This is a genomic window from Rhizobium sophorae, from assembly GCF_013087515.1.
Classification (GTDB): Bacteria; Pseudomonadota; Alphaproteobacteria; order Rhizobiales; family Rhizobiaceae; genus Rhizobium; species Rhizobium sophorae.
This window is the reverse complement of the sequence record NZ_JABFCN010000021.1, coordinates 94,034-106,512: the sequence shown is the minus strand read 5'-3', so window position 1 is coordinate 106,512 and position 12,479 is coordinate 94,034. Positions and strand designations below refer to the sequence as shown.

The 12,479-nt window shown below is 58.7% G+C and carries 12 protein-coding genes; 11 read left to right on the top strand and 1 reads right to left on the bottom strand.

Going from position 1 to position 12,479, the window contains the following annotated elements:
- The 3 genes from G9X64_RS12775 to G9X64_RS12765 all read left to right on the top strand — a co-directional run bounded on the left by G9X64_RS12775 (nucleotide 1) and on the right by G9X64_RS12765 (nucleotide 2,960).
- Nucleotides 1-777, top strand: a complete 777-nt coding sequence (locus tag G9X64_RS12775; RefSeq protein WP_064843771.1) for an N-acyl homoserine lactonase family protein — start codon at nucleotides 1-3, stop codon at nucleotides 775-777.
- Between the two features lie 151 nt (nucleotides 778-928).
- A complete protein-coding gene (locus G9X64_RS12770) occupies nucleotides 929-1,618 on the top strand; it encodes a GntR family transcriptional regulator (protein ID WP_007636440.1) in 690 nt (229 codons plus the stop codon).
- A gap of 109 nt (nucleotides 1,619-1,727) precedes the next feature.
- Nucleotides 1,728-2,960 (top strand): alpha/beta fold hydrolase, encoded by a 1,233-nt coding sequence (locus tag G9X64_RS12765; protein WP_064843770.1) that lies wholly within the window; start codon nucleotides 1,728-1,730, stop codon nucleotides 2,958-2,960.
- 373 nt (nucleotides 2,961-3,333) lie between these two features.
- On the opposite strand, the gene G9X64_RS12760 is transcribed toward G9X64_RS12765, so the two are convergent.
- On the bottom strand, nucleotides 3,334-4,101 hold the full coding sequence (locus G9X64_RS12760; protein ID WP_040114027.1) for an SDR family oxidoreductase: 768 nt from the start codon (nucleotides 4,099-4,101) through the stop codon (nucleotides 3,334-3,336).
- A gap of 129 nt (nucleotides 4,102-4,230) precedes the next feature.
- Between G9X64_RS12760 and G9X64_RS12755 the strand changes: the two genes are divergently transcribed.
- The 8 genes from G9X64_RS12755 (at nucleotide 4,231) to G9X64_RS12720 (ending at nucleotide 12,469) form a co-directional block, all read left to right on the top strand.
- On the top strand, nucleotides 4,231-4,740 hold the full coding sequence (locus tag G9X64_RS12755; protein ID WP_064843768.1) for a flavin reductase family protein: 510 nt from the start codon (nucleotides 4,231-4,233) through the stop codon (nucleotides 4,738-4,740).
- A 70-nt stretch (nucleotides 4,741-4,810) separates the two neighbouring features.
- On the top strand, nucleotides 4,811-5,230 hold the full coding sequence (locus tag G9X64_RS12750) for a carboxymuconolactone decarboxylase family protein (RefSeq protein ID WP_007636445.1): 420 nt from the start codon (nucleotides 4,811-4,813) through the stop codon (nucleotides 5,228-5,230).
- A 56-nt stretch (nucleotides 5,231-5,286) separates the two neighbouring features.
- Nucleotides 5,287-6,411: an LLM class flavin-dependent oxidoreductase gene (locus G9X64_RS12745; RefSeq protein ID WP_064843766.1), complete on the top strand. Its 1,125-nt coding sequence runs from the start codon at nucleotides 5,287-5,289 to the stop codon at nucleotides 6,409-6,411.
- A gap of 127 nt (nucleotides 6,412-6,538) precedes the next feature.
- The gene (locus G9X64_RS12740) at nucleotides 6,539-7,708 is read left to right on the top strand and encodes an ABC transporter substrate-binding protein (RefSeq protein ID WP_064843764.1); all 1,170 of its coding nucleotides are present in this window, start codon (nucleotides 6,539-6,541) and stop codon (nucleotides 7,706-7,708) included.
- Between the two features lie 82 nt (nucleotides 7,709-7,790).
- On the top strand, nucleotides 7,791-9,002 hold the full coding sequence (locus G9X64_RS12735; RefSeq protein ID WP_064843762.1) for an LL-diaminopimelate aminotransferase: 1,212 nt from the start codon (nucleotides 7,791-7,793) through the stop codon (nucleotides 9,000-9,002).
- 2 nt (nucleotides 9,003-9,004) lie between these two features.
- On the top strand, nucleotides 9,005-9,403 hold the full coding sequence (locus G9X64_RS12730) for a GFA family protein (protein ID WP_064843760.1): 399 nt from the start codon (nucleotides 9,005-9,007) through the stop codon (nucleotides 9,401-9,403).
- Nucleotides 9,404-9,941: 538 nt separating this feature from the next.
- Complete coding sequence (locus tag G9X64_RS12725; RefSeq protein ID WP_064843758.1) at nucleotides 9,942-11,501, top strand: sugar ABC transporter ATP-binding protein; 1,560 nt, start codon at nucleotides 9,942-9,944, stop codon at nucleotides 11,499-11,501.
- Nucleotides 11,501-12,469: an ABC transporter permease gene (locus tag G9X64_RS12720; protein WP_064843756.1), complete on the top strand. Its 969-nt coding sequence runs from the start codon at nucleotides 11,501-11,503 to the stop codon at nucleotides 12,467-12,469. The genes G9X64_RS12725 and G9X64_RS12720 overlap by 1 nt, the downstream gene beginning before the upstream one ends.
- Nucleotides 12,470-12,479: the final 10 nt, after the last annotated feature.

Genomic DNA, 12,479 nt, shown 5'->3' with positions numbered 1-12,479 from the left:
TTGAACGACTGGAAAGTCCTGGCGATACATTACGGCACTGCGGTTCGGCCCGTTAGCGAACTCGGCCTGGAAGCAGGAGATCCCCACGACGCCCCGGGCAGGATCGAGTATTTCGTCTGGTTGATCCGCCATGGTGAACGTCTGATCCTGGTTGACACCGGGTTTAGCCCGCAGGAGGCTGAAAGGCGCGGGAGGACCATGTTGATCCATCCGGTCGAGGCGCTTCGCCAGCTCGGGATTTCCGCATCGTCCATTACCGACGTCGTTATCACGCATCTCCACTATGATCACGCGGGAAACCTTGTGGACTTCCCCAAAGCCCTGTTCCACTTGCAGGATCGGGAGATGGCCTACGGTACAGGACGATGCATGTGCCATGATCGTCTTCGGCGTCCCTTCGCAGTGGACGCCGTCGTTGATGCGGTCCGCCTGACGTTTTCCGGCAGAATGCGCTTCCACGACGGGAACGGCGAGATTATGGAGGGACTCACCATCCATCTCGTCGGCGGTCATTCCAAAGGCCTTCAGGTCGTGAGGCTGGACGATGGCGATGAAGTCGTCGTCATCGCATCGGACGCACTCCATTTTCAACGCTATCTGGAGCATGACGACGTCTTTCCGCTTTTTGCCGATTACGCCGACGTACTGGAGGGATACCGAACGCTCCGTGAACTATCAGGACCGTCCGGCTTACTTGTTCCAGGCCATGATCCCGCAGTCCTGACGGGTTTTCCATCGCTGTCACCCGATCTCGCTTTTGCAAAGGTTCTACGGTAATGGGGACGCGTGGAATGTCCGGTAAGAGATAAAGCTGAGGCGTTCTTCGCTTTTGTCAGACAATCGGGTTGTCTCACCAGGATAACCCACCATATAGTACCATGACTTGCACGGCCGCTTTCGGCCTTGGTAAAACGGACTTTTGGATCCAATGGGTGATATGGATTTACAGATTGCACGACAGAGTGCCACATTGCGCACTCAGGTAGAAGATAAACTGCGGCAGGCGATATCAAGCGGCCGTTTCAAGCCGGGTCAGCGCCTCGTTGAGCGAGAACTCTGCGAGTCGATCGGTGTAGGACGGACATCAATCCGCGAGGCGCTTCGACAACTCGAGGCCGAGGGCCTCATTACCAGCTATCCGCACCGCGGTCCCGTCGTCAGCACTATCACTTACGAAGAAGCCGCTCAGCTCTACAGCGTCAGGGCTTTGCTAGAGAGCTATGCCGGAAAGGAATTCGCTGAAAACGGAACCGCCCAGGATATCCATACACTCAATGAGGCGGTTGCTGAGTTTGCGGAAGCGGCGGCAAGCGGCGGTGGGAGCAGGCTCATCAAGGCGAAAACCGCGTTTTACGATTGCCTGATGCAAGGGAGTGGAAACGTCTTCGTCAAGCAAATGCTGACATCGCTCCACAATCGGGTGACTCTTCTGCGCATGACGTCGATGACGCAGCCGGGGCGCTTGAACCACAGTGTGGAAGAGATAAAGGAGATCGCTGCGGCCATTACTGACCGAAACGGAGCGAAAGCCGCCGCAGCCTGCAAGTACCACATCGACATGGCGGCTAAGGTCGCACTGGACTACCTTCGTAAAACCTCCGAAAACGACGGCGATTAAAGGAAGCGGCAACAGCCGGTATTGACAGATTGTCTGATAATCTGCTTATTCGAAGTCATGGCGCTGCCGACGCGTGCGGCCTGGCGCTCGTTCGAACAGGGAGGTTGCTTTGGGCACTTTTAATGAATTGCGGTCCCGCATGGCGGAGGCTCTTGGGGATCCGGAATTGCCCCGGCTCACTCCGGACCTGACAATGGACATCGCCTTCTACGTCGGCGATCAGGTGATCGCCCTCAATTTCGCTGAAGGCGGCGCGGCGATCTGGGGGGAAAGCGATGACCCCCAGGTGACAGTGAGGGCCACTGCAGACGCCTGGGAGCAGCTTCTGATGACGCCGCCGCCCGCCACCTTTCATTCCTTCACGGCGTTACAGCTTGCAAACCCTCTCTTCGAGATCGCCGGCTCACCGCTCGCCCTCGCGAAAGCACGCCCGGCTCTGGAACGGGTGATTGAGCTCGTCGTAACGTCCCCCGAGATGAAAGCGGAGCATGCGCAACGCGACCTGCGTCAAATCCGGGGGCAGTATGCCGTCGTCGATATCGATGACGTCCCCCATGAAATATATTACGAAGAAGCAGGCGAGGGGGTGCCGGTCCTGTTTCTCCACACCGCCGGAGCGGATAGCCGCCAATTCTTGCCTCAGCTGGCGGACACCGAGCTTGCGAAAAACTACAGGCTGATCGCGGTTGACCTACCATTCCACGGTCGGTCCATGCCGCCGCTGACATGGGACGGCGCACCCTACAAGCTCACGGCATCGCTGTACCTGAAATGGTGCACGGCCATACTCGAACAGGTGGTTCGCGAAAAGGCGATTGTCGCGGGTGGGTCCATGGGCGCGGCAATGTCGCTGGTTCTCGCCGCGGAACGGCCGGAGCATGTCCTCGGGATCGTGGCGATCGAGCCACCTTTCCGCTCCAAGGGACGCCGGAACCCATACCAGCACAACGTAAACGTACACGGCTCACTTCATAACTCGGCGTATGTCAGAGGGATCATGAGCCCACTCAGCCCCGCAGGGGACCGCAGGAGGTCAAGCTGGATCTATTCGCAGGGAGCACCCGGAGTTTACCCAGGCGATCTTTCCTTCTACAGCGACGAGTTCGACGGAGCAGTGACAACTCCCCGGATTGACCCGTCGCGCACCCCGGTGGCGCTGCTCTCGGGCGACTATGACTACTCAGCCACTCCGACGGATGGGGCCAGGCTCGCCGAACTTATTCCGGGATGCCTCCACCTCGTCATGGATGGGCTGGGTCATTTCCCCATGTGCGAACACCCGAATTTCTTTCGGAGCTATCTTGTAAAAGGGCTCGAGTTCGTACGGCAAGCCGCGCGCTAAGCGGTCGCAGTGACTCTGGTCGCTCGGTGCAACACGCCGGGCGATCAAATTTGAAAGTGGGCGGGCGCCTACCGAGGCTTCGCAATTGGCGTCCCGGCGATGACACAGCCGGCATCGGGGGCGGCATCCTCACGCTCCCGAGAAATTCCGGTAAGAAATTGGAAAAATTCCCGCGATATCTGAGTGAAGGATCAGGCGCGGCGATGCGTTTAAAAAATGCCGTAGCGGCGCCTCATCGCAGGGTCCTGATCACGCAGCCTTGCGCGTGATCTCTATCTTCCCGCCGCGGCCTCTGTGTTTCCGACATGTAGTTGCCACAGTAAAGGTGCCTCCCCTTGGTCAAGAAGGAGGCACCCATCAGCACCCATGTGCTTTAGCGCACCAAGTGGTTCCCGATCGACGATCCTCCGTCGACGGTGAGAGTGCTTCCGGTCGCAAACCGCGAGCGGTCCGAAGCTAGAAAAAGCATCGCCTCGGCGATCTCTTCCGGGTCGCCCATCCGGTGCAGGGCTGCACGGGCGTTGAAGTCTTCCCGCAGGGCTTGCGGGTCTGCCGCTTCGGCGAAAATCTTGGTGAAATAGGGAGAGTCGATCGTTCCGGGGGCGACAGCGTTGACGCGGATCCCGTCTTTTGCGTGGTCCAGTGCCATGGCTCTCGTGAGTGCCGAGATCGCGCCTTTCGACGCCACGTAGGCCGTGCGGTTAGCGATGGCTGACACGGCCGTGTATGAGGTCGTGTTAATAATGGATCCGCTGCCCTGTTCCGCCATGATGGGAACCACGTATTTCGAGCATAGGAATATCCCCTTCACGTTCACCGCCATGATCCGGTCCCAGTCGGATTCGGCGATGGTCGTGACGTTTCCGGTCATTCCGAACCCCGCGTTGTTGACGAGAACGTCGATACGCCCCCATTTTTCCTTAACTGACCTAACCATCGCCTCTACTTCGGCGGACAAAGACACATCGGCCTTTAACGCGATCGCACCTGTCCCCATTTCTCGCGCGACGTCTCGTGCGGCATCGATGTTGACGTCGACGACGCCAACCTTAGCGCCCTGGCGCGCAAACAGTTCAGCTGTAGCGCGCCCGATCCCGCTGCCAGCCCCCGTCACCACACATACTTTCGATTCCAGATCCATAATCGTCTCCTCTTTCGCTGTATCGAGAAAACATTTTCGCAGACAATCTGTCAATGACGAATAAAACGTGTTGACAGATTGTCTGCTAATCTGCTTATCTTGGCTATCAAATGACTTGGGGAGGTAACCATGGCTGGTGCTGAAATAGCAGCGCAAGCGGCGTTCAAGACCGCTTTGCGCCGGTTCACATCGACAATTTGCCTGATCACAACGGAATGGGAAGGTGCCCGTTACGGAATGGCTGCAACCGCCGTCCAGTCGGTGACGGCTGACCCGCCGACCCTCCTGGTTTGCATCAACCAATCTGCTTCGATCAGCGGCCCACTCAAGCTTACGGGAAAATTCGCGGTCAACATGCTGCATCTTAGCCATGCGCCTTTGGTTCCGCTGTTTAGTGGAAAACTGAAGGGAGAGGAGAGGTTCGCGCATGGTGAGTGGATCACGGCTGGCGGCGTTCCCATCCTCGGCGACGCCCAGGCCGCATTCGTCTGCAGCCTCAACTCCGCAGTCTCCGTCGGCACCCATGATGTCGTTCTAGGGGAAGTTATCGAGGCCCGGTTTATCGAGAATATTGCCCCGCTCCTCTACGAGGACGGGAAATTGGTTAGATCGGCAGCGCTGATCGATGCTGCCGCCTGAAACGTTTGGCCGAGCTTTTTCGGCCTATCACATCCACCAGCCTTTCGGCCGATAATGAGGAGTTTGATCCGTGACTATTGCCACCGATGTGAAATCGCAAGTGAATGGGCGTCCCGTCAGTGAACGGTTCGAAAAGGGTCTGCAGACCCGTCGGGAGGTTCTCGGCGGTGCATATGTCGACGCTTCGGTAAACAAGGCGACCGAGTTCAACTGGCCGATGCAGGAGCTTGTCACCGAGTATTGCTGGAACGAGATCTGGAACAGGCCCGGCCTCGACCGCCGTTCACGCAGCCTTCTCAATCTGGGCATGATTTCCGCCCTTAACCGCCCCCACGAGTTGAAGCTGCACGTTCGCGGCGCGATCAATAACGGCCTCAGCAAGGACGAGCTTCGTGAAGTTTTCCTTCAGGTCGCGATCTATTGCGGCGTGCCCGCGGCGATCGACAGCTTCCGCGTCGCACAGGAAGTCTTCGAGGACATGGGCATCTAATCGGTGCCCCGACCTTCGGGCCGGGAACAGACCAACTCTGTGGAGGAGACTTCAATATGACGACCAGCGATGATTTCCGCGCCGCCGGAAACCCGATGTTTAACAGCAACAAGCTGAAGCTTGGCGTATTTGGAACAAATTGTTCGAGCGCATGCGCCATCACCACCGCGGAATCAACGTTCGAACCGACTTTCGAACATAATGTCGAAATTGCCAAAAAGCTCGAAGCGGCTGGGTGGGAATGCATGGTGCCGATCGCCCGGTGGCGCGGTTTCGGCGGGCCGACGAACTTCAACGGCGTGAACATGGACACGTTCACCTGGGCCGCGGCCCTGGCTGCCGTGACCACGAAGCTGCAATTTTTCTCGACGACGCATATCCCGACCCTGAACCCGATCGTCGCGACGAAGATGGCGACGACGATCGACAATATTTCGAAGGGCCGATACGGCCTGAACCTGGTGACGGGTTGGTTTACCCCGGAAATGGAGATGTTCGGCGTTCCGATGATGGAACACGACACCCGCTACGAATATGCCACGGAATGGATGGAAATCGTTGACACCTTGTGGAAGAAGAACGGTGTCACCTATGACGGCCAGTTCCTCAAGGTGAAAGACGCGTTCAGCGAGCCGAAGCCCTATAACAAGGAGACGGGCCGCCCGGTCCTCATCTGCGCCGGCTCCTCGGGCAAGGGCCTGCACTTCACCGCGAAGTTCTGCGACTTCAACTTCGGCTTCATGCAGGACATGGAATCGGGCGCAGCCTGGGTGAAGAAGGTGAAGGAACTGGCTCGCGAGGAATACAAGCGCGAACTCGGAACCTTCACCGCGTGCCCGGTCGTCGTTCGCGAGACCGAAAAGGAAGCCCAGGACTACTATGACTACTACGTGAACCAGAAGGGCGATTGGGAAGCCTGCGAAAACATCTGCGAGGTTCTCCAGGTTCAGTCACAGAACCACTCGGCGGAGATGTACCAGAAGTTCAAGGAGCGCTTTATCGCTGGCTGGGGCGGCTACCCGATCGTCGGAACGCCGGAACAGGTCGCCGACAAGCTCGTCGCGTTGAGCAATACGGGCGTCGACGGCGCGCTTCTCACAATGGTCGACTACAACGAAGAACTGCCGTTCTTCAACGACCGCGTCATGCCCCTGCTGAAACAGGCTGGCCTCAGGAACTGACCGTTCCGCGGGCGGCTAAGCCGCCCGCCACCGATCCGAAATCGAAACACGTTTCACCAATTCCGTGGCTCGACGCCAACGGCGTCGACTGCTGTAGCGGATGTACGAAGGGGAGGAGACCCTACACATGCTGAAGAAGGTTTACACCGCATTGAGCGTGATCATCGGGCTAGGCCTGATGACCACCGCCGCATTCGCGGACGGATTAGACTCGCTACCACCGGACCAGAAGCAGCTTTACCAGCTCGTGGACCCGGCAATTCCCCTCGGCGGTACGCCGCTCAAGGATTTTGTGGCGAAGCGGCCGCCGCCGTGGAAAATCGGCTACGCGTCCACTTATGCCGGCAACACGTGGCGTGCCCAGATCCTCACTGAAATGAACGAGGTTCTGCTTCCCAAATACAAGGAGGCTGGACTGGTATCTGACCTTGTCGTCACGCAGTCCGACCTGAAGGACGCGACGCAAATCCAGCAGATGCGCCAGATGGTCGACGACGGCGTCGATGCCATCATCATCTGCTGCTCGAACGTGACGGCCATCAACCAGACCATCGAATACGCGCATTCCAAGGGCGTCCCGGTTTTCTCCTTCTCGGGTTACGTGACATCGCCCTACGCGATCAATGCGACCGAAAACAACACCCAGGGCGGTTACACGGCCGCGAAATGGCTGGCGGAGGAAATCGGCGGTAAGGGCAACGTCCTGACGGTTTCAGGCATCCCGGGCTTCGCATCGTCCGACAGCTTCAATGTCGGTGCCAAGAAGGCGTTCGACGAGTATAAGGACATCACCGTCGTGGGCGATGTCGCTGGCAAGTGGACCGATCAGGTCGCCCAGGTCGAAGTCCAGAAATTCCTCGCGACCAACCCTACCGAAATCGCAGGTATCCTGGTCCAGTCGGCGTCGGAAAACGGTGTCGTCAACGCGGTCCAGCAGTCCGGGCGCGACATGATGCCAATCGTCCTCGGCGGCGAGGCGTCGGCGGCGTGCTACTGGCGCAACAATCCCGACTTCATCAGCCAGAGCTTCCATTTCTGGCCGCCGCGGGCCGATGCTCGCCTGGTGTGGGACGTGATGATGAGGACACTCCAAGGCCAGGGGCCGAAGATCCAGTCGATCCTGCGACCGGCTCTTCCCTACACGATCGACGATGTGAAGGAAGCAATTCCGGAAGATTGCGATCCGAACTCCACGGCGTGGATCGAGCCCAAGGGCGACGCATGGTGGCCCGCGGACGTAGCAGCACAGTACTTCGAGCGCCCGGAAGATCCGCTGGCCTGGCGCCCGAAGAAGTAATCGACGACCTCCCAAGTTGTCCAGCGACCTCCGCGCCGGCTTCATCCGTCGGCGCGGAGGACCTACGATAAGGAGCCAGAAGTTGGAATTCCACAAGATACAGCGTTTGCCTCCTTACGTCTTCGACCAGGTGAACCGTCTCAAGTCCAGCGCGCGCGCGGCCGGAGTCGACATCATCGATCTTGGAATGGGCAATCCCGATCTTCCCACGCCAAGCTGGGTTGTGGACAAGCTATGCGAAGCGGTGCAGCATCCGCGCACGCACCGCTATTCGGCTTCCAAGGGCATTATCGGGCTTCGCCGCGCCAAGGCTGCGTATTACGCCCGCCGGTTTAATGTGAAGCTTGATCCGGATACCCAGGTTGTTGCAACGCTCGGGTCCAAGGAGGGGTTTGCGAACATGGCGCAGGCCATAACCGCCCCCGGGGATGTCATTCTCTGTCCGAACCCTTCCTATCCGATTCATACGTTCGGATTTGTCATGGCAGGGGGCGTGATAAGGTCGGTACCGGTCGAGCCGGATGAGACCTTCTTCCAAGCTCTCGAAATGGCGGTGCGGCATTCGGTACCGAAGCCTCTGGCGCTCATCATAAGCTACCCGTCGAACCCCACCGCTCGCGTCGCGACGCTCGACTTCTATAAGGACGTCATCGCCTTCGCGAAGAAGCACGATCTCATCGTTCTGTCGGATATCGCCTACGCTGAAATCTATTTCGACGGTCCGCCGCCGCCGTCTGTTCTCGAAGTCCCCGGCGCGATCGACGTGGCCGTCGAGTTCTCCTCGATGTCGAAGACATTCTCTATGCCCGGTTGGCGCGTTGGGTTTGCGGTGGGCAACGAACGCCTCATCCGGGCGTTGACGCGCGTGAAATCGTACCTGGACTACGGAGCATTTACGCCAATCCAAGTCGCCGCCGCTCATGCCCTAAACTCGGACGGGGAGGACGCCGCGCGGGCCCGAGACATTTACAAGACGCGCAGAGATACACTGGTGAAGACCTTTGCCGATGCCGGTTTCGACGTTCCAGCTCCTGCGGCGACGATGTTCGCATGGGCTAAGATACCTCCGGATTTCCGACACCTTGGCTCGCTGGAGTTTTCGAAACTCGTGCTCGAGAAGGCACAGGTCGCGATTTCGCCTGGTATCGGTTTCGGCGAGATGGGTGACGAATTCGTACGGCTGGCTCTCGTGGAGAATGAAGACAGAATCCGGCAGGCTGCACGGAACCTGAAGCGGTGGCTTTCCGCGAGCGCGCGACCGCCACAACTCGATAAAGCAATGAAAGGATTTTGAAGATGCCGATCCTCGGATCTTGCCAATGTAAAGCGGTCCAGTACGAAGTGTCGGAACTGGACGGCCCGATGTGGAACTGCTTCTGCCAGACGTGCAGAAAGTCCCATGCGGCCGATCATAACACTGCCGCCAAGGTGAAGAGTGAGAACTTTAATCTGATTTCCGGCGATGACGTCCTTCACAGCTTTGAGTCGACGCCTGGAAAACTGAGGTGGTTCTGCTCACGGTGTGGTTCGCACGTTTATGCCGAACGGCCTGCCAACCCGGAGATGAAGGTGCTGCGGGCAGGCACTTTTGACACTGATCCTGGTTCAGTTCCTATGTCCAACGTCTGGCTGTCCCACGCCACGCCGTGGCTTGCCCACGACCCCGCGAAGGAAAACTTCGAAGAATTCCCGTGATCCTTTCACGGTTGCGCGCCCCTATGGGCTGATCGACAATGAGTGCGGTTTGCCCGGGCACGCCCGTGAAGGGGCTAAATCGAGTGGCACTTGCCGCGTTCGAAGCGTGGAGGTTGGGCTGTGACGTATCCCCCAATTGAAACGGTCGCCTTCATCGGAGTGGGTGCGATGGTAATTCCCATGACCGGACACCTTCAACAGCGCTTTGGTCTTGGCTTGATAGCGGAGGCCGCCAGATCGCTTCCGATCTGGCGGACGAGTTCCGGTTGAGAACCACTGACCGGACGTCAGGTGCGTGCCAACGCGCTTTCGCAAATATCGGGGCGTCTAGCGACCATATCATCGTGATTTCATCGAAACCAACTCGACATCCCGACAAGGGCATGACGTCTCTATTGACAGATTAGCAGACAATCTGTCATTCTGCAGTTCGCCGGGTGAGTACTCGGAGCATTCAAAGACGGCAGTCACAATCCAGCAAGAGGCCGGGCATCGGATGCCCTGGCGCGATTTGCTGCTGCCTAAAGGGAGGATGGGCATGACGAATGACGTCGCCGTAAGCATGACGGCCGTTGCCAAATCGTTTGGCGAAACGAAGGCTTTGAAGAAATGCGATTTTGTCGCCAGGGCAGGAGAGGTGCACGCGATCGTTGGCGAGAATGGCAGCGGCAAGAGCACCATGGCGAAGATCATGTCCGGCGTTATCGCTGCCGATGGAGGATCTGTCCTAATCCTTGGCAAGTCCATCACCTCGCCAGTCGATGCCAAAGAGGTTGGTCTCGCTACGATCTTCCAGGAAGTCCTTGTCGCCGATGAGGCAAGTGTCCTCGACAACCTTTTCGTGGGAAGCGAGGACCTGTTCTCGCTTCGGAAATCCTCCAAGGAACGTGGAAGCGTTGCGCAAAGCCTTCTGGACCGCCTGGTCGGAAAGCATATCGATCTCAGGCAGAACGTCGGTGATCTTCCGCTCAGCATCAAGCAATGGATCGTTATCGCCCGCGCCGTCCTGAGGAAACCCAAGGTCTTGATCCTGGACGAGTCCTCGGCTGCACTCGATCTCGACGCGACCGTCCGGCTCCACGAAGAGATCGATCGGCTCCGGTCCGAGGGGTGCGCGGTAATCATCGTCACGCACCGCATCGCTGAGCTCGTCCGTATCGCCGACCGGGCGACAATACTGAGAGACGGTTTCACCGTCGGTGTCCTTGAGAAATCCGAGATCACCGAGGCGAACCTCCTCCGCATGATGACCCCTCAAGACCGCCAGATTTCCGCCGCCGCTTCAACGTCTGCAGCGGGCCTGTCGGGTGATCGCAAGGAGGTTCTTTCCGTGCATGGCGCGCGCCCCCAAGAGGCATCGCAACCCTTCGACTTCGTCCTTCCGCAGGGATCTATCGTGGGCGTTGCGGGTCTGGACGGCCAGGGCCAGGACGCGTTCGTGCGACTGGTCGCCAGGATTATGTCGCCGTTCGGAGGGGAGGTCCGGATCCTGGATCGGGAAAGCACCGGTCTCGTCAAAGTCAGCACGCTCGACGACGCCGCGAATAAGGGCATTGTGTACGTATCCGGAGACCGGAAGCGGGAAGGAATTTTCCCACAGCAGAGCATTTTCGAGAACCTCGCCATCGGTATCTACCAAAAGAACCTGGGGCCGTTCGGTGTCATCAGGCGTAAAAGGCTGAAGCAGACGTTTGCCCGGGAGGTCGAGCGGCTCCGCGTCAAGATCGGGCACCCGGACAACCGCATTACGTCCCTTTCCGGGGGTAACCAGCAGAAGGTCCTGATCGGTCGTGCCTTCGCCAATGATCCCAGAGTGATCGTTCTTAACGACCCTGCTCGAGGCGTGGACCTCAACACCAAACGCGACCTGTATCGCGAGCTTCGGCTGTTTGCCGAAGGTGGCGGCTCGGTAATCTACCTTTCAAGCGAGATCGAAGAGTTTCTCGGTTTCGCCGATCGCGTTGATGTCTTTCACAAAGGGAGCATCCATCGTTCCCTCGACGGCCCCGACATCAACGAAGAAACCATTCTCGCTGCAATGTTCGGCCGCTCGGTTGCCGACACCATGGAATTCTCCAAAGAGAGAAAGGCACACTGATGTCGCAACGTTTTGGATTTCCTGCGCTCGACAGGTCGCTGACCGTACCGCTCGTTCTTTTCGGAGTGTTGCTCGTCGCCGCAGCCGTGCTCTCGCCGCGGCTGTTCACCGCAACCGGAATGGGCGGAGCAATCATCGTCGCAGCACCTTTGATCCTCACGACGCTGGCCCTGACACCGATCGTGATGGCAGGCCGCGGTTCGGTCGACCTTTCCGTTGGCCCGCTGATGGGTTTCGTGAACGTCACCCTGATCGGCTGGCTCTCAGCAAGGGGTTACACGTCTCCGCTCGCAGTGATTTGCTGGGTGGTGGCAGTCGGCGCACTGTATCAGTTGCTGCAGGCGCTCATCATCATCTACGTCCGGGTCGCCCCCATCATCGTCACGCTCTCCAGCTTCCTCGTCCTTTCAGGCTTGAACCTCATGGTCATGTCAAGGCCGGGCGGCGTTGCGCCGGACTGGATGATGACGTGGGGAGCAGGAACGACGATCTTATCTCCGGTGCTGATCATCGTCTTGGCGGCGTTGGCTCTTTGGGCCGTTATGCGCCGGACCACCTTTTACTCCCACCTTCGCATGACAGGCGCTGACGAACGGATGGCCTACACGAGCGGGGTGAAAGTCGACACCGTACGCATCTGCGCCCATCTCCTCGGCGGCGTCTTCGTCGGCCTTGCCGCGCTCAGCTATACGGCATTGATCTCTTCTGGCGATCCTACCCAGGGAAGCAGCTACACGCTCCAGGCGGTTACCGCCCTGGTGCTCGGTGGCGCAAACCTGGCTGGCGGGAGAGGAGGAGCTTTGGGGGCCACGCTTGGTGCGCTGAACATGTTCCTCATCTCGTACCTGCTTTCCGCCTTCAGCTTCGGAAGCGTGACGGGGTTCGTGACGCAAATGGCTTTCGGCCTGATCCTCGTGGCATCGCTCCTCGTCAACGTATTCATGACGGCCCGGCGCACGGCTTTCTAGAGAGGACTGG

Coding starts and splice junctions, on each gene's coding strand:
- G9X64_RS12725 (WP_064843758.1), top strand. CDS start 9,942: ATGACGAATGACGTCGCCGTAAGCATGACGGCCGTTGCCAAATCGTTT.
- G9X64_RS12755 (WP_064843768.1), top strand. CDS start 4,231: ATGGCTGGTGCTGAAATAGCAGCGCAAGCGGCGTTCAAGACCGCTTTG.
- G9X64_RS12720 (WP_064843756.1), top strand. CDS start 11,501: ATGTCGCAACGTTTTGGATTTCCTGCGCTCGACAGGTCGCTGACCGTA.
- G9X64_RS12740 (WP_064843764.1), top strand. CDS start 6,539: ATGCTGAAGAAGGTTTACACCGCATTGAGCGTGATCATCGGGCTAGGC.
- G9X64_RS12730 (WP_064843760.1), top strand. CDS start 9,005: ATGCCGATCCTCGGATCTTGCCAATGTAAAGCGGTCCAGTACGAAGTG.
- G9X64_RS12770 (WP_007636440.1), top strand. CDS start 929: ATGGGTGATATGGATTTACAGATTGCACGACAGAGTGCCACATTGCGC.
- G9X64_RS12760 (WP_040114027.1), bottom strand. CDS start 4,101: ATGGATCTGGAATCGAAAGTATGTGTGGTGACGGGGGCTGGCAGCGGG.
- G9X64_RS12745 (WP_064843766.1), top strand. CDS start 5,287: ATGACGACCAGCGATGATTTCCGCGCCGCCGGAAACCCGATGTTTAAC.